General features: G+C 33.4%; 24 protein-coding genes. 22 read left to right on the top strand and 2 right to left on the bottom strand.

Annotated elements, in window-relative coordinates:
• Positions 1 to 237 precede the first annotated feature (237 nt).
• The 15 genes from spoIIIAA to ACTCDL_RS03915 all read left to right on the top strand — a co-directional run bounded on the left by spoIIIAA (position 238) and on the right by ACTCDL_RS03915 (position 12,520).
• Complete coding sequence (gene spoIIIAA, locus ACTCDL_RS03985) at positions 238 to 1,194, top strand: stage III sporulation protein AA (protein WP_463174206.1); 957 nt, start codon at positions 238 to 240, stop codon at positions 1,192 to 1,194.
• An 11-nt stretch (positions 1,195 to 1,205) separates the two neighbouring features.
• Positions 1,206 to 1,715 carry a stage III sporulation protein SpoIIIAB gene (spoIIIAB, locus tag ACTCDL_RS03980; protein ID WP_463174205.1) on the top strand — a complete coding sequence of 170 codons (510 nt, stop codon included), beginning with the start codon at positions 1,206 to 1,208 and terminating at the stop codon, positions 1,713 to 1,715.
• A 311-nt stretch (positions 1,716 to 2,026) separates the two neighbouring features.
• Entirely contained in the window at positions 2,027 to 2,221 is a 195-nt protein-coding gene (gene spoIIIAC / locus ACTCDL_RS03975; RefSeq protein WP_068716357.1) for a stage III sporulation protein AC, read from the top strand.
• 11 nt (positions 2,222 to 2,232) lie between these two features.
• Positions 2,233 to 2,619: a stage III sporulation protein AD gene (spoIIIAD, locus tag ACTCDL_RS03970; protein ID WP_463174204.1), complete on the top strand. Its 387-nt coding sequence runs from the start codon at positions 2,233 to 2,235 to the stop codon at positions 2,617 to 2,619.
• Between the two features lie 12 nt (positions 2,620 to 2,631).
• A complete protein-coding gene (spoIIIAE, locus tag ACTCDL_RS03965) occupies positions 2,632 to 3,810 on the top strand; it encodes a stage III sporulation protein AE (protein WP_463174202.1) in 1,179 nt (392 codons plus the stop codon).
• Between the two features lie 4 nt (positions 3,811 to 3,814).
• On the top strand, positions 3,815 to 4,369 hold the full coding sequence (gene spoIIIAF / locus ACTCDL_RS03960; protein WP_463174200.1) for a stage III sporulation protein AF: 555 nt from the start codon (positions 3,815 to 3,817) through the stop codon (positions 4,367 to 4,369).
• 222 nt (positions 4,370 to 4,591) lie between these two features.
• Positions 4,592 to 5,179 (top strand): stage III sporulation protein AG, encoded by a 588-nt coding sequence (gene spoIIIAG, locus ACTCDL_RS03955; RefSeq protein ID WP_463174198.1) that lies wholly within the window; start codon positions 4,592 to 4,594, stop codon positions 5,177 to 5,179.
• Between the two features lie 8 nt (positions 5,180 to 5,187).
• Positions 5,188 to 5,826, top strand: coding sequence for a SpoIIIAH-like family protein (locus ACTCDL_RS03950; protein ID WP_463174197.1), 639 nt, complete (start codon positions 5,188 to 5,190; stop codon positions 5,824 to 5,826).
• Positions 5,827 to 6,081: 255 nt separating this feature from the next.
• Positions 6,082 to 7,941: an acetyl-CoA carboxylase biotin carboxyl carrier protein gene (gene accB, locus ACTCDL_RS03945; RefSeq protein ID WP_463174195.1), complete on the top strand. Its 1,860-nt coding sequence runs from the start codon at positions 6,082 to 6,084 to the stop codon at positions 7,939 to 7,941.
• A gap of 14 nt (positions 7,942 to 7,955) precedes the next feature.
• Positions 7,956 to 9,311, top strand: coding sequence for an acetyl-CoA carboxylase biotin carboxylase subunit (accC, locus tag ACTCDL_RS03940; RefSeq protein WP_463174193.1), 1,356 nt, complete (start codon positions 7,956 to 7,958; stop codon positions 9,309 to 9,311).
• Positions 9,312 to 9,503: 192 nt separating this feature from the next.
• On the top strand, positions 9,504 to 9,920 hold the full coding sequence (locus tag ACTCDL_RS03935) for an Asp23/Gls24 family envelope stress response protein (RefSeq protein WP_463174191.1): 417 nt from the start codon (positions 9,504 to 9,506) through the stop codon (positions 9,918 to 9,920).
• A gap of 250 nt (positions 9,921 to 10,170) precedes the next feature.
• Positions 10,171 to 10,713 (top strand): alkaline shock response membrane anchor protein AmaP, encoded by a 543-nt coding sequence (gene amaP, locus ACTCDL_RS03930; protein ID WP_463174190.1) that lies wholly within the window; start codon positions 10,171 to 10,173, stop codon positions 10,711 to 10,713.
• 17 nt (positions 10,714 to 10,730) lie between these two features.
• Positions 10,731 to 10,964 carry a DUF2273 domain-containing protein gene (locus ACTCDL_RS03925; RefSeq protein ID WP_463174189.1) on the top strand — a complete coding sequence of 78 codons (234 nt, stop codon included), beginning with the start codon at positions 10,731 to 10,733 and terminating at the stop codon, positions 10,962 to 10,964.
• Positions 10,965 to 11,140: 176 nt separating this feature from the next.
• A complete protein-coding gene (nusB, locus tag ACTCDL_RS03920; protein WP_463174188.1) occupies positions 11,141 to 11,575 on the top strand; it encodes a transcription antitermination factor NusB in 435 nt (144 codons plus the stop codon).
• A gap of 6 nt (positions 11,576 to 11,581) precedes the next feature.
• Positions 11,582 to 12,520: a Kae1-like domain-containing protein gene (locus tag ACTCDL_RS03915; RefSeq protein WP_463174186.1), complete on the top strand. Its 939-nt coding sequence runs from the start codon at positions 11,582 to 11,584 to the stop codon at positions 12,518 to 12,520.
• 487 nt (positions 12,521 to 13,007) lie between these two features.
• On the opposite strand, the gene ACTCDL_RS03910 is transcribed toward ACTCDL_RS03915, so the two are convergent.
• Positions 13,008 to 13,958: a methyl-accepting chemotaxis protein gene (locus ACTCDL_RS03910; RefSeq protein WP_463174184.1), complete on the bottom strand. Its 951-nt coding sequence runs from the start codon at positions 13,956 to 13,958 to the stop codon at positions 13,008 to 13,010.
• Positions 13,959 to 15,089: an FIST signal transduction protein gene (locus ACTCDL_RS03905; protein WP_463174183.1), complete on the bottom strand. Its 1,131-nt coding sequence runs from the start codon at positions 15,087 to 15,089 to the stop codon at positions 13,959 to 13,961.
• 214 nt (positions 15,090 to 15,303) lie between these two features.
• Between ACTCDL_RS03905 and ACTCDL_RS03900 the strand changes: the two genes are divergently transcribed.
• The 7 genes from ACTCDL_RS03900 to ACTCDL_RS03870 all read left to right on the top strand — a co-directional run bounded on the left by ACTCDL_RS03900 (position 15,304) and on the right by ACTCDL_RS03870 (position 23,641).
• The gene (locus tag ACTCDL_RS03900; RefSeq protein ID WP_463174208.1) at positions 15,304 to 16,098 is read left to right on the top strand and encodes a TrmB family transcriptional regulator; all 795 of its coding nucleotides are present in this window, start codon (positions 15,304 to 15,306) and stop codon (positions 16,096 to 16,098) included.
• Positions 16,099 to 16,110: 12 nt separating this feature from the next.
• Positions 16,111 to 16,992 (top strand): aldo/keto reductase, encoded by an 882-nt coding sequence (locus ACTCDL_RS03895; RefSeq protein WP_463174181.1) that lies wholly within the window; start codon positions 16,111 to 16,113, stop codon positions 16,990 to 16,992.
• Positions 16,993 to 17,097: 105 nt separating this feature from the next.
• A complete protein-coding gene (locus ACTCDL_RS03890; protein WP_463174180.1) occupies positions 17,098 to 18,000 on the top strand; it encodes an aldo/keto reductase in 903 nt (300 codons plus the stop codon).
• 460 nt (positions 18,001 to 18,460) lie between these two features.
• Positions 18,461 to 19,603: an iron-containing alcohol dehydrogenase gene (locus tag ACTCDL_RS03885; protein ID WP_463174178.1), complete on the top strand. Its 1,143-nt coding sequence runs from the start codon at positions 18,461 to 18,463 to the stop codon at positions 19,601 to 19,603.
• Positions 19,604 to 20,255: 652 nt separating this feature from the next.
• On the top strand, positions 20,256 to 21,104 hold the full coding sequence (locus tag ACTCDL_RS03880; RefSeq protein ID WP_463174177.1) for a sulfide/dihydroorotate dehydrogenase-like FAD/NAD-binding protein: 849 nt from the start codon (positions 20,256 to 20,258) through the stop codon (positions 21,102 to 21,104).
• On the top strand, positions 21,058 to 22,476 hold the full coding sequence (gltA, locus tag ACTCDL_RS03875; protein ID WP_463174176.1) for an NADPH-dependent glutamate synthase: 1,419 nt from the start codon (positions 21,058 to 21,060) through the stop codon (positions 22,474 to 22,476). The genes ACTCDL_RS03880 and gltA overlap by 47 nt, the downstream gene beginning before the upstream one ends.
• 70 nt (positions 22,477 to 22,546) lie before the next feature.
• Entirely contained in the window at positions 22,547 to 23,641 is a 1,095-nt protein-coding gene (locus tag ACTCDL_RS03870) for a glycerol dehydrogenase (RefSeq protein WP_463174175.1), read from the top strand.
• The last annotated feature ends 272 nt before the right edge of the window (positions 23,642 to 23,913 follow it).

Here is a 23,913-nt window from a genome sequence, read left to right as displayed (position 1 = left end):
TAACTCTCTCCTACCTTAGGAGAGAGAACTAAAACACATTTTTGTTCCCCTCTCCTGGTATGAGGAGAGGGGTTAGGGGTGAGGTTGGTTTTATATTTCATTCTAGAGTTGTTTATCTATATAACCTTAAATTAAGATTAACCTTATATCAAGCCGAGCAGATTTTCTGTTTGGCTTTTTTCTTTTTATTGCATATTTTTACCATGTGATTAATATAGTTAGGTAGAGGTGGTATCTATGGAAAATAAAATGAATAGAATTTTAAAACAGGATATCTTACCTGTACTAGCCCCTAAGCTGAGAGGGGTAATTAATCATATAGATGATAAACAAATAGATGATTTGATAGAGGTAAGGTTAAGAGTAGCAAAACCCTTAATCTTAGAGAGACGTCGAGGGGAATTAATAGTTGATAGTCAAGGTAATAGGATTAAAGATATTAAAGAGGGATATATGGTAACGATAAAGGATATTAAAGATACATTGAATCTAATGACTAGAAGTTCTCTCTTTACCTTAGAGGGTGAGATTAAATCAGGTTTTTTCACCTTGACAGGAGGGCATCGGGTAGGCTTAGTTGGTCAAGTAATTGCTGATGAGCAGGGGATTAAGAGAATTAAGCATATCTCAGCCTTAAATATTAGGGTTTGTCAAGAGATTATCGGTGCTGGGGATAAAGTAGTTAAAGAGATAGTAAGAGGAAGAAATGATATTTACAATACCTTAATTATCTCTCCACCTCGTTGTGGTAAGACAACTTTAATTAGGGACTTAACCCGCCAGTTGAGTGATGGGATTTCTGCTTTAAGATTTAATGGCTTGAAGATAGGGGTAGTCGATGAACGGTCTGAGATTGGAGGGGCATATCAAGGGGTAGCTCAGAATAGATTGGGAGTAAGGACAGATTTGTTAGATAGATGTCCCAAGGCTGAAGGGATGATGTTATTAATTAGATCCATGTCTCCTGATGTGATTGTTACCGACGAAATTGGTTCAGAAGAGGATGTTAAAGCTTTACAAGAAGCTATTAATGCAGGGGTGAGAATTATTACTACTGTTCATGGTAGTAGCTTAGATGAGTTAAAATTAAGACCAAGCTTAAAGGAGATTATAAGTAGTAATACCTTTCAAAGAATAATTATCTTAAGCCATCGGCAGGGAGCAGGTACAGTAGAGAAGATTATTAAGATATAAAGGAGATTAAAATGAAACTATTAGGTGCATTAATTATTATTATTAGTAGTACGACAATTGGATTTATTGTAGCTGGGCAATATCTTTTAAGGCCCAAACAGTTAAGGGAGTTACAGACTGCCTTACAGATGTTAGAGACTGAGATAAGCTATGGAGTTACTCCTCTACCAGATGCTTTTGCTAAATTGGCTACCAGTTTATCAGCGCCAATTTCAACAATCTTTCAAGTTGCACAAGAAGAATTAGATTCTGGAGTAATAGCAGAAGAAGCTTGGCAGAGAGCAGTTGCTGATACCTACAATCAAACAGCTCTGATATCAGAGGATATAGAAGTTTTATTAGACTTTGGTTATAACTTAGGGCAGACAAGTATCGATGATCAAGTTAAATATATGAATTTAGCCCAACATAAGCTAGATTCTCTATACCAAAAGGCCTCCACTGAAAAGGAGGAGAAGGTCAAGTTATGGAGATATTTAGGGGTATTAGTGGGGATGTTTCTTGCAATATTGATATTTTAATTTTAGTTTAAAACTTAATAGGGATAAATCAGTATTTTTCAAGTTGACAGTTGACGGTGTACAGTTTACAGTAGTTTACACAAAAAATTTGAGTGGTGTAACCATTGAGTTCACTATGGATTTAAATCCATAACTAGATAATAATTTAAACTTGGTATTACTTCTAATCACAAGGTTTGTTGTTGAACTAAAAATGTTATGTTCTAAAGAATTTAAAGGCTTTGAACTTAACTGTCAACTGTCCCTGCGAGTCTGAAGTACAAGACTCTTCGTGTAAGCCGCTGTCAACTATTAAGGTAGGAGGTTGGAAAATGGATATAGATTTAGTCTTTAAGATTGCAGGCTTAGGAATTTTAATCTCAGTCTTCAATATGGTACTAAAGCAGGCAGAGAAGGAAGAGCAAGCCCAGATGTTGACTTTAGTTGGTGTGATAATTGTACTGATGGTAATTATTCAGCTGATAAATCAATTATTTACCAATGTCCGTAGCATCTTTGGATTTTAGGAGGGGATATAGTGGAGATAATCCAGATTGTAGGTATAGGTATCATCGGTACTATCTTAGCTGTAGTAATCAAGCAATATAAACCTGAATTATCTTTGCTGTTGAGTATAGTGGTGGGGCTGATTATTCTACTTTTATTATTAAGTAGAATAGCAGTAATTATTGATGTGATGGAGAATTTAGCGACAAAAGCCAATGTGGATTTGATCTATTTCAAGACAATCCTAAAGGTAATAGCTGTTTCATACATAACTGAGTTTGCTTATAAAATTTGTGAAGATACTGGACAGCATAGTATAGCTATGAAGATACAATTAGCTGGTAGAATTTTTATTATGATTTTAGGTATTCCCATTATGCTAGCTATTTTAGAATCAGTAATGCAACTTTTACCATAAAGGCGTGATAATATGAAGAAGCTAATAATAGTGATATTTATACTGACTTTAATTTCACCACCTGTAGATGCTAATAATTCAGAGCAGGACTTATCAATTCAACCAGGAGAGATTATAGAGAAGCAGTTAGAGAAATTGAATCTAGCAGAGTTAAATCAAGAGGTTGAAAAATTGAATAAAGAGGTAGAAGAGTACCTTCCTCAGATAAGTGTTAAGGATATTATTAAATTATTCAGCAAAGATGGTTTTAGAATCAAGATAATAGAGATTAGTAAAGGGATATTTAAGTACTTTTTAGATGAGATTTGGGCAAATAGCAAACTGTTAGGTCAATTAATAGTTTTAGCTATGATGATAGCGGTCTTAAAGACCTTCCAGTCTAATGATTCAGCCCAGGTAAATAATTTAGCTAATGGGATAGTATATCTAGTATTGGTGATTATAGCTCTTAACTCCTTTAAAGTTGCCATAGGAATTGGTAAAGATACTATCAGGGATATGGTAGATATTATGCAAGCAATTTTGCCAATATTATTGTCTTTATTGGTTAGCATGGGAAATATAACCTCAGCAGCCTTATTTCATCCTATCAGTTTCTTGATAGTCAATAGCTTAAGTACTTTTATTATTAATATTCTCTTTCCACTTATATTTTTAGCTACTATTTTAGATATAGTAAATAATCTCTCTAATAATTTCAAGGTAACAGGTTTGGCTGGATTATTTAAGAAGGGAATTGTTAGCATGCTAGGTCTGATTACTACAATTTTTTTGGGAACCATTGTAGCCCAAGGGACTATCGCTACTGTCAGTGATGGGGTGACTATCCGTACTGCCAAATATTTAACAGGAAGCTTCATTCCAGTAGTAGGAGGCTTCTTATCAAGTACCTTAGATATGGTAATAGGTGGCTCACTATTAATTAAGAATGCTTTAGGAGTTTTTAGTGTGTTTATCATTATTGTATTTTGTTCCTTCTCAGTGATTAAGATTTTGGCTTTAGTCTTTATCTATAGATTATCAGCAGCATTAATTCAACCTATCAGTGATGATAAGATAGTTGATTGTCTTAATAGATTAGCCAATAATCTATTATATATCTTTGCATCAGTAGCTATTGTAGGGGTAATGTTTTTTGTAGTGATAATTATCATGGTAGGAGCAGCAAATTTTACTGTAATGATGAGGTGATTAAGTGGATTTTTTAACAGGTTGGATTAGAAATATAGTATTGATAATTATCTTTGCTAATTTCATCGAAATGCTATTACCAAATAATAATACCAAACGGGAAGTCAATATGGTGATTGGACTATTTATTATCTTAGTAATATTGAATCCAATAATTAATTTGCTAAATTATCAGTCAAATCTTTTTAGTTTCTTTAATATATTTAATTATAGTAAGCCATCTTTTGAACAAATAGTTCAAGAAGGTGAGAGATTAAAAGGAGATAATCGAGAAATAGTCGAGAATTATAAAAAAAGATTAAGCAAGCAGATTGAAGCATTGGTCAAGTTGAATTCAAATTTAGAAGATGTTGAGGCTGAGGTAAATTTTGATTCTAATAGTCAACTTCAAGGAGTATGTATTAAGGGAAAAGATACTAGAATCAAAAAGGTCAGTGTAGATTTGTCCAAGAATAATCCATCTCAAGATAATCAGGATAAACAGATTAGGGAATTAAAAGAGTTAATAGCCAGTTTTTATGGGATTGATATTGAGCAGATTACAGTAGATTTGAATTAATGTTTTCTATTATCTTAAAAGTGATACTATATAGAGATAGTGCGACACTTTATGTCGAGTGTGAGCTATGAGTGTGAGCGTGTGTAAAACTTCTTTTTATTGGGGTTTACTCACACTCACACACCCACTCACGCTAATTTTAAAAGTGTACACATTAATCGTTAAGATTTATATAAAAATTATAAAATAGATTAACTTGCACAAGAGAGGGGGAGGACTTATATGGATAATATTTTTGGAAAAGAAGGTTTTTTCAATAAATCACAGTTTAAATTTATCAGATATTTGGTAGTGTTGATTTTAGCAGGTGTTTTTTTAATGTTGTTGGGCGATTTCGGCAAAGACATCTCTGTCCCTAAGACCAAAGAATCGTCAGCTAGTAGTAAGAGAAGCTCAATAAACACAAGTGCTTCAAATATGGAAGAGGCCATTGAGATGAAGTTACAGAAGATGCTATCTCAAATTGAAGGTGTTGGAAAAGTTGATGTAGATATAACTTTGGACTCTGGTTCAGAGTATACCTATGCTAGAGATTATCAAGATTCTAAACAAGAGAGTTTAGAAGAGGACAATTCTGGAGGAAACCGTAAGACAATCCAATATGATAATAGGACTGAAGTAGTATTACTTAATAATAGTGGTGAGCAGGCTCCTTTGATAAAAAAGGAGGTCAAACCCCAAATTAGAGGGGTATTGGTAGTGGCAGAGGGAGCTGAAAATTCATATATCAAGGCAAAGTTATTAAGGGCAGTTAAGATAGGCTTAGGAGTACCTAGTTATAAGATAGTTATATTATCAAAAGAAAGGTAGTGATTTTAATGAAGATAGTTGGAATGATAACTAATCAAGAGTTAAAAAAAAGGGCAGGTTGGTTTTTGGTATTAATGTTGTGGGTAGGAATGGTAACAGCTGTAGTGATACATCGTAGTCCAGTATCAGATAGACATATTGCTGATATCTCTTCACAAGAGGGTTATGTACAGATAGAGGATGCAAAGGAGTCTGATAGCCAAATTATTAGTGAAGAACCAATTTTAAACAATGTAACAGCTAAAGAGGTGATCAATTTATCTAAAAGTGATAAAGATACTAAGAATAAAGGTAAAGACTTTTTTGTAGAATATAGAATTGATAGAGACCAAGCTCGTAGTGAGCAGATAAATCTTTTAAGAGAGATGATTAATAACCCTAATTCTGATAAAAGCTTGAAATCTAAGGCGCAGGAACGTTTGTTGACCTTAACGAATAATATAGAGAAGGAGATGGAGATTGAAAGCTTAGTTAGGGCAAGAGGATATGATGATGGAATTGCCTTTATTCATGACAACTCTATAGAACTAATTATCTGTACAAAAGCTTTAAAAAAGGAGGATGTAGCAAAGCTTGGTGATATTATTAAAAATAGTACCAATATCAATTTACAGAATATAACTATCATTGAGAAAAAACCTGAATGAATTGACAAAATATATGAAAGAAGGTATAATAACTAAATAAGATTAACAGTGCTCAGGTTATATTTGTTCGTTAACCTGAGTCTTTCTGTAATTAAGTCCAGTAATCAGTAATGAAGTAGATTAGCTATAGGCTAAGATCTAAAAAGCAACGGTATATTATTTTTTTGGCTACTAATTGCCAATAAATTTAACGCTTAAAAAGGAGTTAAATTGTAAATATAGAAATAATAGAATGAGTATTTAGGAGGGAGAAGAATGAAGAGAAGAGTGAGAATTACCGATACAACTTTAAGAGATGCTCATCAATCATTATGGGCAACAAGGATGAGAACTGAAGATATGTTACCTATTATCGGTAAGATGGATGAAGTTGGCTACAATGCTATGGAAGTTTGGGGCGGAGCTACTTTTGATGTTTGTATGCGTTATCTAAATGAAGACCCATGGGAGAGGCTTAGGCTATTAAATAGTTATATCCGTAAGACTCCATTACAGATGTTATTGAGAGGTCAGAATGTAGTGGGGTATAAACACTATCCCGATGATGTTGTTAGAGCATTTGTTGATAAAGCAGCGGAGAATGGAATAGATATCTTTAGAATCTTCGATGCTCTTAATGACGTGAGAAATATTGAGACAGCTATGAGTGCAGTTAAGGAGACTGGTAAGCATGCACAGGCCACAGTGGCATATACTGTCAGCCCTGTTCATACTATTGACCATTATGTAGAAACTGCAATGACATTAAGGGATATGGGTGCAGATTCTATATGTATTAAGGATATGGCTGGATTATTGACTCCTTATCGTGCTCATAATTTAGTGTCAGCACTCAAAGAGAAGATTAATCTTCCAATTGAGTTACATAGTCATTATATTGGAGGTATGGCGATTCCAACCTATTTGAAGGGTATTGAAGCAGGTGTAGATATTGTTGATACAGCTACTGCATCTTTAGCTTTTGGTTCCTCTCAGCCACCAGTTGAAACTATGACTGCTATTTTAAGAGAGACTGACTATGATACTGATTTGAATTTAGATTTATTATTTGAAATAGATAGTTATTGGGAAAGAGTAAGAAGACAGAAAGGATTTCCTAGAGGAGTTACTAGAATTACTGACATGCAAACATTCTCACACCAGGTACCAGGTGGAATGATATCTAATCTAGTATCTCAATTAGAGAAGCAAGAGGCTTTGGATAGAATCCATGATGTGTTAGAGGAGATACCAAAGGTAAGAGAGGATTTAGGTTTTCCTCCACTAGTAACACCAACTAGTCAAATTGTAGGTACTCAAGCGGTATTGAATATCTTATTAGGGGAAAGATATAAAGTAATTCCTGATGAGATTAAATCATATATTAAAGGGTATTATGGTAGACCACCAGCAGAGATCAATCCAGAGATTCAAAAGAGAGCAATTGGTGACGAAGAGCCAATTACTTGTCGTCCTGCTGATTTATTAGAGCCAATGTTGGATAATATAAAAGATGAAGTTACCCGTTATGCAGAAAAAGAAGAAGATTACTTATCTTATGCTCTATTCCCACAAGTGGGATTAAAATTCTTAAAAGAGAGAAAGAAAGAGAAAGATATCTTTGGAGAAACTGAGCCAGAAATTAATAGGGAGGAAGAAGACATGGAATTAAAAGACATTAAAGAATTGGTACAAATTTTAAATGAAACTGATATTTCGGAGATTAATCTAGAGAGTGATGGAACAAAGATTAGTATCAGAAAGGGAGGAAAAGTAGTAGCTCAAGAAGCTTCAGCAGTAGCTGCACCAGCTCCAATTGTAGAAGAGGTAAAATCTAATTCTACAGCTCAAGCACCAGTTGCTCAGCCAAAAGCTGAAGAAAAACCTGTTGTAGATGGAGAGAAGATAGAAGCTCCAATGGTAGGAACTTTCTATACATCACCTGCTCCAGATGCAGCTGCATTTGTTAAAGTTGGTGACGTTATTGATTCAGGAGATACTTTATGTATTATTGAAGCAATGAAGCTGATGAATGAGATTGAAGCAGAATTCAAATGTAAGATTGTAGATATTCTAGTAGAGGATGGAGAACCAATCGAGTATGGTCAACCTCTATTTATAGTTGAGCGAGTATAAGGGAGTTGGATATGATGTTTAAGAAGATACTTATAGCTAATCGTGGAGAGATTGCATTAAGAATTATCAGAGCTTGTCGAGATCTTGGTATTAAATCTGTGGCAGTCTATTCAGAGGCTGATAGAGATTCATTACATGTAAAGTATGCAGATGAAGCCTATTGTATTGGTCCAGCTGCCTCAAATAAGAGTTATTTGGATATACCTAGTTTAATCAGTGTGGCAGAAATTTCCCATGCTGATGCTATTCACCCAGGTTATGGATTCTTATCAGAGAATGCTCATTTTGCAGAAGTATGTGAAGAGTGTGGTTTTAAATTTATTGGACCTTCACCTGAACATATCAACAAGATGGGAGATAAATCTATAGCTCGTGAAACTATGATTAATGCTAAAGTACCAGTTGTTCCTGGTACTGAAGGAGCTATTGAAGATGCTGATCAAGCTGTTGAGATAGCTAAAGAGATTGGATATCCAGTTATCGTTAAGGCTTCTTTTGGTGGTGGAGGTCGTGGAATGAGAGTAGCTAATAATGAATCAGAATTGCTTAAAGCAATCCAAACAGCAAGTTCTGAAGCAAAAGCTGCTTTTGGAAATGCCGAAGTATATTTGGAGAAGTACGTTCAAAATCCACGCCATATTGAGTTTCAAATCTTAGCTGATGAACATGGTAATGTAGTTCATTTAGGTGAGCGTGACTGTTCTATTCAACGTCGCCATCAAAAGGTAATTGAAGAAGCTCCATCTCCAGCTATTGATCCTGAATTAAGACAGAGAATGGGAGATGCTGCTGTTAAAGCTGCTAAGGCTGTAGGTTATTATAATGCTGGTACAGTTGAGATGCTATTGGATAAGAATAATGATTTTTATTTTATAGAAATGAATACTCGTGTTCAAGTAGAGCATCCTGTAACTGAGATGGTAACAGGGATAGATATTGTTGGTGAACAGATTAGAATTGCTCAAGGAGAAGAATTAGGCTATTCTCAAGAGGATGTTATAATAGAAGGTGCTTCTATTGAATGTAGAATCAATGCTGAAGACCCTAGTAAAGACTTTAGACCTTCTCCAGGGAAGATAACAGAATATTTAGTTCCTGGTGGAATTGGGGTAAGAGTTGATAGTTGTGCTTATCCTGAGTATATGATACCTCCTTACTATGATTCTATGGTTGCTAAATTAATTACCTTTGGTAAAGACAGAGAAGAAGCTCGTAAGAGAATGTTAAGAGCTTTAGAGGAATATGAAATTGATGGTATTAAGACTACAATTCCATTCCATCAAGAAGTTTTAAATAATAACCACTTTATTAAAGGTCAATTTGATACAGGATTTATTGCTGAGCATATCATGAAACCAGAAGATAAGTAGTTTTAGGAGATTTCGTAATTATTAAATGCCTCTAGACTTCAGTATAGATATTGTAATAAATGAACAATATATAGTAACTTATACTAAATTGCTTTATTAAATTAGGTATATTGGTTAGAATGTATTCTAGCTAGATAATCTAGTTATATATTTGAATGTATTAGATTTTAATAAAGACAAGGAGGGGCAAATATGAGCGAAGTTGAAAATGGTGTAGGAAGTATTAAGATTGCTAATGAAGTTGTAGGAATCATTGCTGGTTTAGCTGCTACCGAAATTGAAGGTGTAGCAGGAATGAGTGGCGGTATAGCTGGTGGAATTGCTGATATATTAAGAAAGAATAATTTATCTAAAGGTGTTAGAGTGGAAGTTGGAGAGACTGAAGCTGCTGTAGATTTATATACAATTATGAAATATGGAGTAAAGATACCTGAGGTCTCTCGAGAGATTCAAGAGAATGTTAAGAGGTCAATTGAAAGTATGACAGGTTTGGATGTAGTAGAAGTTAATGTTCATGTTCAAGGTATTAGCTTTGAAGATGAAGAAGAAGATGATGATGAAGTTGAAGTAGAAGAAACAGAAGAAGTTGAAGTTCCTAGAGTAAGATAATTACTAGAAAAGCTAGCTCTTATTTAAGGGTTAGCTTCTCTTGTATTTCTGGTAATTTTTAATAATTAAAATATATATTAGAAATAATAATTAATTAATAAAACTTAGAATATTCATTACAGGTAATGAACAAAGGGGTCTGATATATGATTATATATCGATGCCAGTATACATAATAGGAGTATTGACTAAGAGGAATATTTTCTAAATATTGTTACTAAAAACTGCTACTTTAGAGAGGAGTTTAAAGATGACAGTTATTGATAAATTATTGATATTGTTGATTGATTTTATCACTATGGTTCTTTCTATCTTGTTAATTGGTATTTACTCAGGAATATTAGATATTAAAGCTTTAGTTGATAATTTTGAAAATTATCAAAAATATGCTACAGGTATAGAAGGCGTAGTTGTAGGGGTAGTTTTATTTTTGATCTCTATCAGGGTCTTACAACTATTTTTTAGAAAAAAGAAGGTGAAACAAGCTATAGTTGCTAGCAATGAATTAGGTGATGTAAATATCTCTTTAGATGCTATCAACAGTCTAGTTGTGGATATAGTTAAAGAAGAAGCTGTTACTAAAGATGTAGAATCTAGAATAAGGGTAAAAGAAGATGGTGTACATGTTTATCTGAATTTAGTTGTTAATAGTAAAGCTGTTATTCCTGAATTATCAGAACGCTTACAAGAGACATTAAAGGCTCGGGTAAGTGAGTCTACGGGAGTTAAGATAGCTAATGTACAGATTTTGATTAAAGAGATAAACAGAGAAGGAAGAATGAGATTAGACTAAAAGAGGGGTGTTTAATAGTGATTAATAAGGATAATTTAATGGAACTTTTAAACCTCTTAGATGATTATAAAGGTAGAGTTGTAGGACTTCTACTTGGTTTTATCATTGCTTTACTAATTATTAATTTTGGTATCATCTTATCAATCTTTATTATTATCTGTGTAGGAATAGGATATTATTTAGGAATGCGTTATGATAATAAACAGGATTTCAAAGATTTAATTAATGATATCCTGCCAAATAATGAATAATTATTATTAAGTCTATTAAAATTAGTTAACAATTTACCACCTGCTTAGTTAATGGGTGGTTTTTTAAATGAGAAGTTGAGTTTGAGTCTGAGTCTAAGATTAGGTCTAATTCTTAATTTTAGTTTTAATCTTAACTTTATACTTAAGCTTAATCTTAAATTTGGGGAGGAAATAATATGACTAGGGAATTAAACAGACATGAAGCAAGAGAAGTGGCAGTACAGTTGTTATATCAAATGGATATTAATCAAGAAAGTTTGGATAAGAATTTAGAGGTTTTAAAATCAGAACAGCCTGAATTGATATTAGAAGAGAGTTTTGTCTTGGAATTATTGGAGGGTACTTGTAAGAAATTAGAAGAGCTAGATAGTACAATTGATCAGAATGTTAGTGATTGGAAAGTAGATAGAATGGGTAAGGTAGATAGAAATATCATTAGATTGGCCATGTATGAGATGTTATTTAGAGATGATATTCCAGTAGCAGTTTCGATTAATGAGGCTGTAGAGTTAGCTAAGAGTTTTAGTGATGAGAAATCAGCCAATTTTATCAATGGTATTTTAGGTAAATTGGTCGATGTTTTAGAGTTAGGGATAAAAGAGGAGGAGTAGTTAAAGTTGATTTTAGGGATAGATACGAGTAACTATACAACTTCAGTTGCTTTAATGGCTCTAGAAGGCAGGTTGCTTAAACAAGTAAGAAAGAGGTTAAAGGTCGATTTAGGAGAGAGAGGATTACGCCAATCAGAGGCTCTATTCCAGCATGTTCAGCAATTACCAGCTTTGATTACTGAGGTTGCAGAAAATAGAAAGGATGATTTGACTAAGATAATAGTTAGTACTAAGCCTCGTCCTCAAGAAGGATCTTATATGCCAGTTTTTAAAGCAGGCTTTGGACATGCTAAGGTGTTAGCAAGTGTCTTAAATGTACCTTTGATTGAGACTTCTCATCAGGAGGGGCATTTGATGGCAGGTTTGTGGTCTGCAAAGATAAATCTACAGGAGTTTTTGGCTGTCCATCTATCTGGTGGTACTTCAGAGACATTAAAGGTCAAGAAGGATGATAATACTTTTGATATCAAGGAGTTAGGTTCGTCTTCAGACTTGCATGCTGGTCAATTTGTAGATAGAGTTGGTGTGGCACTAGGTTTGCCCTTTCCTGCAGGTCCTCAGCTAGAAGAATTAGCTACTAAAGGTAAACTGGGGAAAGTAAGTATTTCTTCTTCTGTACAAGGTTATCAGATGAGTTTTTCTGGACCGGCTTCAGCAGCTATGCGGTTGATCAAAGCAGGTGAAGATTCGGCAGATATCGCTTTAGCTGTGCAACAATGTATTGCTAATTCCTTGGAAAAGTCCTTAAAGAAGGCCATTGCTGAAGAAAGGTGTACAGATATTTTAATTGTCGGAGGTGTGGCAGCCAATCAGTACATCAGAGAGAGATTAAAAAAGAGATTAGAGCATCCAGCTGTAGGTGCTAAGCTATATTTTGCTGACCCTAAATGGAGTAGTGATAACGCAGTGGGTGTTGCAGCACTTGGAGTAGAAACAAATAATTAAAAGAAGATAGCCCAATTTATGATAAGCAGAAAATTCTGTTTCACGAAGAGTTTTGCTTTTTAAAACTCATAGGGGTATTGCTGCACTTGGATTAGAAGAGAAGTTATAGGATTATGTGTGCTGAAGTGGATAATTAAATTTTGATATTATGCTTATATAGAGATATTGCAATGTTTTGAGACTAACAATTTTAGAATGAAACAATAGAAAGGTAGTGTGACACTTTGTGTCGAGTGTGAGTGTGTGTAAAACTTCTTTTTATTGGGGTTTACTCACACTCACACTCACACACCCACTCACGCTCACGCTAATTTTAAAAGTATTGCAATATACCCATTAAATTATATTTTAGACTTGGAGATCTATACTTAGGCTCAAACTTAATTACTAATTTTATATAAAGGAGTTGGCTTTTGTTAAATCAAAAGTCAATTTTTTTATTTAAGTATAAGCAATTAATTAGGTTAAAATTATTGGAAAAGATTATCTAGTTATGATTGTTTTCTATCATGTTAGTGACCAATTCATCTAATTGATGTATAATTGAGGTTTTACTATTTGTTTTACTAAATTTATTATTTGTTCTAGTTAAAACTTCTTCAAAATTTTCTTGGTTATTTTTGAGTTTCTCTACAAGTTCAAGTAGAGTTTGATTTATTTCCTCAGAATTTGAATTAGTAGTTTGGATTGATGCTGATATCTCTGAAATATTTTCATTAATTGATTGATTCTCTTCTAGAATATTAGTGTATATTTTTTTTGAAAGGTTTAAATCATTATTGTTTTCCTTTATTAAATGATAATTTTCTTGGCTCATTTTTTTGGTTGTTGATACTTTATTCAATAGTTTATTACTACTACTATTAATTTCATCTAATGTCTTTTTTGTTTCATTGGATAGCTTTCTGATTTCGCTAGCTACAACTGCAAATCCTCTGCCAGCTTCACCTGCTCTGGAAGCTTCAATAGAAGCATTAAGGGCAAGTAAGTTGGTCTGTTCTGCTATCTTGTCTATTTTGGCTGCTTGTTCTATAGTCTTTTTACTTATTTCAATTAAATCATTAAATTCTTTTTTAAAAGAATTTATCATTTTAATATTTTGATTACTACTTGATAGTGTTCTTTCAATAATTTCAAAGCCTTCCTCTACTGCTTGAGAATTTTTGTCAACTTTTATAGAAGTAGATTCAATCTGCTCTGAAATAGATTCGATTGTTCTTTGAATATCCTTTGAATTCAATACTGTCTCATTTAGCGTTGTAATTTCATCATTTAATGAATTATTTAGTCCGTGAAAAGATATATTATTACTAGAATCAATAGAAGTAATCTCTTGATCTAATTTCTTTAAAAAATCACTGATTTCTTTTAAAGTAATCAATTCTTTATTAACTTTAGAATTATTTAATGATATTTGTATTTTTTCTAGAATATTCATCTATGATCTTCCTCCCTTATTTACTAAATCCCCTGTTACAAGCAATGCTAAGGTCTGATTTAAATGGAGATTATTTATCTGCTCACCATAACTTGTGAAACCACCAAAATTTTTGGTTAGTTTTCTTAAACTATCTATATATTTCTGTTCGATTCCATTCTCTTTAAACTGTAAAGTTCTAAGAATACAGTTAATAGAAAAGATACCTTCAATTTTCTTAAAATCTCGATTGATTTTAGATTTAGTCTCTTCTAAAACAGTTAACGGGTCTGTTGCCTTTAAGATACTAACATGGACTTTGTTATAAATTCTTGAATAAAAAGAGATGCTACCATCATTATTTATAGACTTAGGAGAAGAGATAAAGATATCATTTCCTATAATTCTACCTAAAGGATTTAAAAATATTTTCTCCTCTAAGTCACTTTCTCTTATTTCTAAAAGATCTGCATATCTTTTGGCAGCTGGCTTACCATCAAATTCATAAACTATCCGTTCTTTGACATTGGCTTTTGTTACTTGCATAATCTTCTTACTATCTTCAAAGATGTTCTCCTTATAAATTTTAAAGTTATTATCATTTATAAAAGCCAATACAGCTGCATCTTTATAAATTTTACCATTTATACTTACATAGGTAATTTTAAAAGCTAAATCATCTCCAGCAGATCCTCCTATTAAATTTGGAGGGTTATCAAATCTACTTTCAATTGTACTCAATGCCTTCTCTTCTCCAGCATTATGACCTGTGATTAATTGAATTATAAAGCCATTATCTCCTGTTTTACTCATCCCAGACTCTGCAATAGCTCTATCGATTTTATTGTAATGGAGAATAGGGGTTTTGCTAACATCTGGAATGACAGCAGTAGAGAATCTCTTTATCTGCTTAAAGACTAAAGCAACTAGAGAATGGTTGCTAAAGCCATTAGAGGATAATTCACCACTAGTAGTACAACCTAATAATTTGGTTTTAGGAAATTCTTTGAGAAATTCTTTATTTAATAAGTCAAAATCAAAGGCTTCCTTAGATGCAAAAAATATAATGAGCTTAGGATTGCTAACTGACTCTTTGTGTAGTTTATTGATTATACTCTGCTCACTTCCTGTTAGTTGATAGACTTTAAACATTGAATTTCCTCCTTAAGTTTATTTAAATTTATTTATCAAACTTCTTTGATAAAAGAATAACACTTCTTGTTAAATTATGTTATTGTACATATATTCAGATATTCCTGTAACAAATTCCATTAATTTATCTTTAAAATTAGCTTGATCTAAGTGTTGTCATTACTCAATTATTGTTGTATAATATATACAACAATCATAAAAGGAGGTATAGCTAATTATAATAGATGAACTACAAAAATTTAATTTTACAGAAATAGAGTCTAAAGTTTATCTAGAGTTGGTCAAGAATCCTAAATCTAATGGCTCTCAGTTGGCTAAAGTACTAAATCTACCAAGAACTTCAGTCTACTCAGCTTTGGATAACCTCTATCAAAGGGGCGCAGTCTTCTTATTAGCTAAGCAGAAGACTAAAACCTATGTAGCAGTTGCACCAATAGAGTTTTTGAGGAAGTTAAAAGATGACTATCTAAATACTGTTGATTATCTAGAAGAAGAGTTTAAGAAGATTGAGGTCAGAGAAGAGAATAGAAATTATATGAATATTGAGGGGAAAGAGAACTGCATCAAACAGGTAAAAGAGATGTTAAATGTTGCGACTAAAGAGGTCTATCTGAATACAAATTATAGTTTAGAGCTATTTATAGAAGAGTTAAAGGAGATAGAGGATAGAGAAGTTAGAGTAATCTTATTCTCCTTTGAAGAGTTAGATACACTTAACTTAGCAATAGATTTCTATCACCATAATAACAAGCAAGTCTGTTTAGAAGATAAGAGAATAATGCTAGTTGTAGATCAGAAGCAGGTATTAATCGCTAGTGAAGATAAGTCTGGAAATTTAGTAGGTACTTTTACTGAAAATCCTTTATTAGTATCTATCATATCTGAGCATATCCACCATGATATATATTTGTTAAAGCTACAAGAGAGGTATGGAGAGGATTTAATTGATAAGAATATAAAGTTGAATAGTATCTTTGAAAGAAGTTCAATGATTTGTAGTAAGGATTAAAGGAGGAAAATAATGTTAATTAGGGAATTTGGAAATACAGGGTTAAAGACTTCAATCTTAGGCTTTGGTGCTGGGCATATTGGCTCACCAGAGCAATCAGAGAAGGATGTAGAGAGAATTCTAAATTCAGTAGTTGATAATGGAGTTACTTTAATAGATACAGCACGGGGATATAATCTATCTGAAGAGAGAATTGGAAAGTATTTAGCTCATAGAAGGGATGAATATATCTTATCTACCAAGGTAGGCTATGATATAGCAGGTTATCAAGATTGGACTTATGACTGTATCATTGCAGGGATTGATAAAGCTTTAAAGAGATTGAATACTGATTATATTGATATTGTCCATCTACATTCTTGCTCCTTGGATATACTAAAAAGAGGAGGTGTAATTGAAGCGTTACATAAAGCTAAAAAGCAAGGAAAGATTAGAGTAGCAGCTTATTCTGGAGAGAATGAAGCTTTAGATTTTGCTGTAAGTTCTGGAGCTTTTGATAGTATTCAGAGCTCTATTAATATTTGTGATCAACGAATTATAGATACTCAATTAGCAGATGCTAAAAATAAACATATGGGGGTTATTGCCAAAAGACCTATTGCTAATGCTCCTTGGAAGTTTGATGAAAGACCAGTAGGACATTATGCAGAGGTTTATTGGGAAAGACTAAAGAAGATGAGTTTTGATACTCAGGGATTAAATCTACACGAGATTGCCTTGCGATTTACAGCCTATCTTGAAGGGGTACATAGCTGTATTGTTGGAACATCTAATCTTGAACATCTACAAGAGAATATAGAGCTGATTAATAAAGGTGCTTTACCAGCTGAATTAGTTAAAGGGATTAGAGAAAGTTTTAAAGTAAATGATGATAATTGGATAGGGCAGGTTTGACAGTTGACAGTTGACAGTTGACAGTTGACAGTTGATAGTTGATAGTTGATAGTGAGATTTGTTAATTATTTTACAAATTACTACACTCAATAGGAGGAGTTAGTTATGGATAGAGTTAAGCTAAGTGATACATTAGAGATATCAAGGATTGTACACGGACATTGGCGTTTGGCAGATTGGGATATGTCTAAAAAAGAGATTATTAAGTTGGTGGAAGAATGTCTAGAGTTGGGGATAACCACCTTTGACCATGCAGATATCTATGGTGATTATAGTTGTGAAGCTATCTTTGGAGAGGCTTTAAGCCTAAAGCCTAAGTTGAGGGATGAAATTGAGCTAGTAACTAAGTGTGGAATTAAGTTAATCTCTGAAAATCGTCCTGAACACAAGGTTAAGTCTTATGATACCAGTAAGGAACATATTAGAAAATCTGTGGAGAATTCTTTAAGAAATTTTAAGACAGATTATATAGATTTGCTATTGATTCATCGCCCTGACCCTTTTATGGATGCCGACCAAGTAGCAGAGGTATTTACAGAGTTAAAAGAAGAGGGTAAGGTGTTAAACTTTGGAGTCTCTAACTTCAAAGCCCATCAATTTAATCTATTGAGCGCTCGCTTAGATTTTCCTTTAGTGACTAATCAGATTGAGCTGTCGGTAATGGAGTTAGAGAATATAGAGGATGGGACATTAGATTACTGTCAAGAGAAGAGAGTTGCTCCAATGGCCTGGTCGCCAATGGCAGGGGGCAGGGTCTTTACTTCTCAAGATGAAAAAGCTATTAGAGTCAGAGCGACTTTAGAGCAGATAGCTAAGGAAGTCAATGCTAAGTCTATTGACCAAGTAATGTATGCTTGGTTATTAAAGCATCCAGCTAAGATAATCCCTATTGTGGGAAGTGGAAAGATAAAGCGGGTCAAAAGTGCTGTTGCAGCTATTGAAATAGAGCTGAGTAGGGAGCAATGGTTTGAAATTTTACAGAGCTCCATGGGTCATGAGGTACCTTAAATATTTTTAGCTTTTTACTAGATGATAAGCTGATATTAATAATTATTAAGTTATAGTTAGCCAATTTTATTTTAAAGTTGGCTGACTATATAGATTTCAAAGTCTAAAGTGAAGATTAATAGATATATTGGGACAGTTTAAATTTAGCTACGGGTTTTAACCCGTAGTGTAACATGTTATCACCACCACAGGTTAAAACCTGTGGCTAGTAAATTTATCATTATAAAAACCTTCCCATTATCATTCTATAACGATATTTTTTGAATTTCACTTTAAAGTCGCCTGACCATAATTTAACAATTAACAGATAATAATTATTAAAGAATGATAAATAAAGTTGGTTGTTACTTTAAATCAGATAGAAAAGCCAGATATTTTTTAATTTTTTATATAATATTGCACCATATTACCACTTATGTTATAATATAATTGTTAAAATAATAACATTAGGGGTGATGAGATGAGTACATTTTTGATTCCAAGAAATATTGAATTTGGTGAGAATGCTTTAGAGGTTTTGAAAGGATTAGAAGGAGAGAAAGCTGTTTTAGTTACAGGTGGAAGTTCAATGAAGAGATTTGGTTTTTTAGACCAAGCAGTAGATTATTTAAAAGAAGCTGGTATTGAGTCTAAGATAGTTGATGGAGTAGAGCCTAATCCATCAGTTAAGACTGTAATCAGAGGAAAAGAAGAGATGTTAGACTTTAATCCTGATTGGATTATTGCTATAGGTGGAGGTTCAGCTTTAGATGCTGCTAAGATTATGTGGGCATTTTATGAGCATCCAGATTTAGAGTTTGAAGATATTATTGAAGTAGCTTCTATGCCTAAATTAAGAAATAAGGCTAAATTTATTGCAATCCCTTCTACTAGTGGAACAGCATCTGAGATTACAGCTTTCTCTGTTATTACAGATACAGAAAATAAGATTAAATATCCAATTGTATCTGCTGAGATTGTACCAGATATAGCAATCGTTGACCCTAAAATTCCTGCTACAATGCCAGCACATATTACAGCTAATACTGGAATGGATGTTTTGGCACATGCAGTTGAAGCCTTTGTATCCACTGCAGCTAGTGACTATAGTGATGCTTTAGCATTAAAAGCAATCGAGATGGTATTTGAGTACTTACCTAAGGCTGTTAGTAATGGTGATGATATGGTAGCTAGAGAGAAGATGCATAATGCTTCTACAATGGCAGGAATGGCTTTCTCTAATGCATCTTTAGGAATTGTACATAGTTTGGCTCATAAGATTGGTGGAGAATTACATGTTACTCATGGTTTAGCCAATGCTATATTACTTCCATATGTTATAGAATTTAACTATGAAGCTGCTAAAGAGAAGTTTGCAATAGTCGAAAAGACATTAGGTATAGATAGTTTAGCAGATGCTGTTAGAGAATTAAATAAAAAATTAGATATAGTACCTTCATTTAAAGCAATAGACTGGTTAGACTATACAGAGAAGGATTTTGAAAATATATTAGATAGAATGTCAGAAAATGCTCATCAGGATCCATGTACATTAACTAATCCACAAGAACCTACTGTTGAAGATATGAAACAGATTTATACTGACTCTTTCTATGGAAATTAATCAAGACAAGCTTAGAAAGCAATAGACTGAAAAATAAAATATTTTACTTGAAATCATCTAAAGCCACGGGATTAAATTCCGTGGCATTAATATTAAATGAGTAGATGAAAATTATTCCTGTAAAATAAAGGTGTCTTTATAGAATGAGATTACGACACTTTCGTGTGAGTTTACAGTGTACAGTTAACAGTTGACAGTTAGTTAAGTTCTTTAAAAGCGAAAAGAATTATTGTTTGAACGGAGCAAAAATTGATATGGAATTTAGAGTATAATTAGGTTTAAATTAAAGAGATAATAATTGATAATCTTTATTATTTTGATTGTGTAGTGAGTTTTAATTCTTTTCTAGACTTTTTGCTTACTTTTGGGGCAATGCCAAAAGTAAGGCGCCCTTAGGCGCAACCTAAGAAATTTGTCTACTTTTTAAAAGTAAAGTGTCACAATATCTCCATAAAATTTTATTTTAAATTCAAAGATTGATAACTTAAAAGGTCTAAGCTATTTTAATAGCTCAGAAGATATCTAAGTATTTATTCAAGAAAAGTTGATTTTAGCAACTAAATTGATATAATTATAATAATTAGTTTTATGTTTTTAGGCAATTTACTATTACTAATTAGAAAAATCTATATAAATTAGGGGGAGAGTACAAGTGTATAAGATATTAGAAAAAGAAGTCTTGGCACCTCAGATAACTAAATTTAAAGTTTTAGCACCAAATGTAGCAGCTAAAGCTCAGCCAGGACATTTCTTAATTGTTAGAGTAGATGAGCAGGCAGAGAGAATACCGTTAACTATTGCTGACTATGATCGCCAAGAGGGCAGTGTTACAATTATTGTACAAGAGGTTGGTTATAGTAGTGAAGAGATTTGTAAGTTAGAAGCTGGAGATAGCTTCTTAGATTTGGTAGGTCCTTTGGGAGAACATATTGAGACTGAAAATTATAAGAAGGTTGTTTGTGTTGCAGGTGGTTTAGGTGCAGCACCACTATACCCTAAAGCAAAATCTTTAAGTGAAGAGGGGACAGAAGTTATTACTATCCTAGGGGCTAGAACGGAAGAGTTGATAATTTTAGAAGATGACTTTGCTGAATTGAGTCAGCAATTATATATAAGTACTGATGATGGTTCTAAAGGTCATCAGGGTTTTGTGACTGATGTTTTAAAGGAAGTCTTAGAAGAGAATGATGATATAGATTTAGTAATAACTATTGGTCCAATGATTATGATGAAGTTTGTGTCAGAGTTAACTAAAGAATATGGAGTCAATACAATGGTGAGCTTAAATTCATTGATGGTTGATGGTACTGGTATGTGTGGAGGTTGTCGTGTGACTGTTGGTGGAGAGACCAAGTTTGCTTGTGTTGATGGCCCAGCCTTTGATGGGCATTTGGTAGATTTTGATGAACAATTAAGGAGACAGAAGTTTTATAGTGACCATGAAAAATTAGCCCATGGTCATAATATTGGAGGTGAAGGTTGCCGTGTCAAAGCAAACTAAGAAGACGAAGATGCCAGAACAGGATCCCAAGCAAAGAGTTAATAACTTTGGTGAGGTGTCATTAGGTTATTCTGCAGAAGATGCGATCAATGAGGCCAAGCGTTGTCTCCAATGTAAGAATCCACTTTGTATGCAGGGGTGTCCAGTTGAGGTTGATATTCCTGACTTTATCGCTTTGGTAGCAGAAGAAAAATTTATTGAAGCTGCAAAAAAATTAAAAGAAAAGAATAACTTGCCTGCTGTCTGTGGTCGGGTTTGTCCTCAAGAAGAACAATGTGAATCTAAATGTATATTAGGAATCAAAGGTGAGCCAGTAGCTATTGGTCGTTTAGAGCGTTTTGTGGCTGACTATGTTAGAGATAAAGAAGAGGTTGAACCAGTATCTAATCCAAAAGAAGAAAAGGTTGCAGTTATTGGAGCAGGTCCTGCTGGGCTGACTGCAGCAGCAGATTTAGCTAAGATGGGCTATCAAGTGACTATCTTTGAAGCCTTCCATGAGGTTGGAGGAGTGTTGACCTATGGTATTCCAGAGTTTAGATTACCTAAAGCAATTGTTAAAGATGAGGTAGAGAAGATTAAAGAGCTGGGAGTGGAGATCAAACTTAACCATGTTATCGGTAAGATTAAAGGTGTAGATGAACTCTTTGAAGAGGGCTATGAGGCTGTATTTGTAGGAACTGGAGCAGGGCTTCCTCGTTTCCTAGGTCTGGAGGGAGAGAATTTAAATGGGGTTTATTCAGCAAATGAATTTTTAACTAGAGTTAATCTAATGAAAGCCTATCGTTTCCCTGAATACAAGACTCCTGTCTATGTAGGTAAACGGGTGGCAGTAATTGGAGCAGGAAATGTGGCTATGGATGCTGCTAGAACTGCATTAAGGTTAGGGGCTGAAGAGTCTATGATCGTTTATCGACGAGCTAGAGAGCAGATGCCTGCTAGAGCAGAAGAGATTCATCATGCAGAAGAGGAAGGAATTCAGTTCAAACTGCTCAATAATCCAACCAGAATCTTAGGTAATGAAGAGGGTTTTGTAACTGGAATGGAATGTATCAAGATGGAGTTAGGTGAGCCTGATGATTCAGGCAGAAGAAGACCAGTTCCAATTGAAGGATCTGAATGGGTGATGGATGTAGATACTGTGATTATGGCTATCGGTCAGAGTCCGAATCCTATTTTATTAAAAGACTCTCCTGAGATTGAAACCACTAAGTGGGGGACAATTGCAGCTGATGAAGATACTGGTGAGACCAGTAAAGCAGGAGTCTTTGCTGGAGGAGATACAGTTACAGGAGCTGCTACAGTGATTTTAGCTATGGGTGCTGGTAAAAAGGCTGCCAGAGCGATTGATGAATATATATCAAATAAAAATTAGTGTTTTTAATAATATTAAAACTACTAAATAGATTTATTAAAAAATATAATAAAACTAAGGAGTAGATAAAATGTTAAAAGTAACGAGGGCACCATCAAGATATGTTCAAGGAAAAGATGCTTTATTAAATTTAAAGGAGCATGTATCTACACTAGGGAATTCTTTTCTAATTATTTCTAGTAAAACAGCAATGAAAGTTACAAAACAAAAAGTAAAAGATAGTTTTGAAGGTACTGATACAACTCTTTTATTTGACTTATTTACTGGACTTTCTAGCATGACAGAGATAAATAGAATTAGAGAAATTGTTAAAGAAAATAACATTGAAGTTATTGTTGGTATAGGTGGAGGTAGTACATTAGATACAGTTAAAGCTGTTGCTTATTATGAAAATTTACCTATTGTTATTTGTCCAACAGTAACTGCTACTGATGCTCCTTGTACAGCATTATCAGTTATTTATACAGATGAAGGAAACTTTGAAAAATATTTATTTTACCCAACTAATCCAGATGTAGTTATTGTTGATACTACAGTTGTAGCTGGTGCTCCAGCTAGATTCCTTGTAGCAGGTATGGGGGATGCATTGGGAACATACTTTGAAGCAAGAGCATGTTATAAAAATAATGCAGATAATCTTGTAGCTGGTAAAGTTTCTGAAGCTGGATTAGCTTTATCTAAGTTATGTTATGAAACATTATTAAGTGATGGGTATAAAGCAAAATGTTCAGCAGAGTTAGGAGTAGTTACTGAAGCACTTGAAAAAGTTGTTGAAGCAACAACATATTTAAGTGGTGTAGGTGCAGAAAATGGTGGATTAGCTGCTGCTCACTCAATTTATAATGGATTTACTGTACTTCCACAAAGTGAACAATTTATGCATGGTCAAGTAGTTGCTTTTGGTACATTAGTTCAATTGATGCTTGAAAATAGTGATATGGAAGAGATAGAAGAAGTTATTAACTTCTGCTTAAGTGTAGGTCTTCCTGTTACAATGGAACAAATGGGCTTAGGAGATCTTTCTAATGATGAAGTAATGAAAGCTGCTACTGTTGCATGTGCTAAAGGAGAAACAATTCATAACATGACTGGTGATATTACACCTGAAGCTCTTTATAGTGCAATATTAGCTACTGACCAATTAGGAAAAAGGTATACTAAATAAATTAGTAAGAAATTTAATTTATTAATTTGTGTGATTTTAAGAACTGATATTATAATAGAATATTATTTACAGCATCTATGTATACATATAGGTGTCCAACTTTAAAGTGTAATAAAAGACTAAAGATCAAAAGCTAAAGATTAGCAACGAATTAACACGAATTAAAGATTAATTATGGATCTATGTCAATATCTTAGACACAAAAAATCGAATTTTTCATGCTATATTTTTAGCTTTAATTTCACATTCTTCTGGAGTCATATAATTAATAC

Source organism: Orenia sp. (assembly GCF_055140805.1).
Note: the sequence above shows the minus strand (reverse complement) of the source record. Positions and strands in the feature narration are given on the sequence as shown.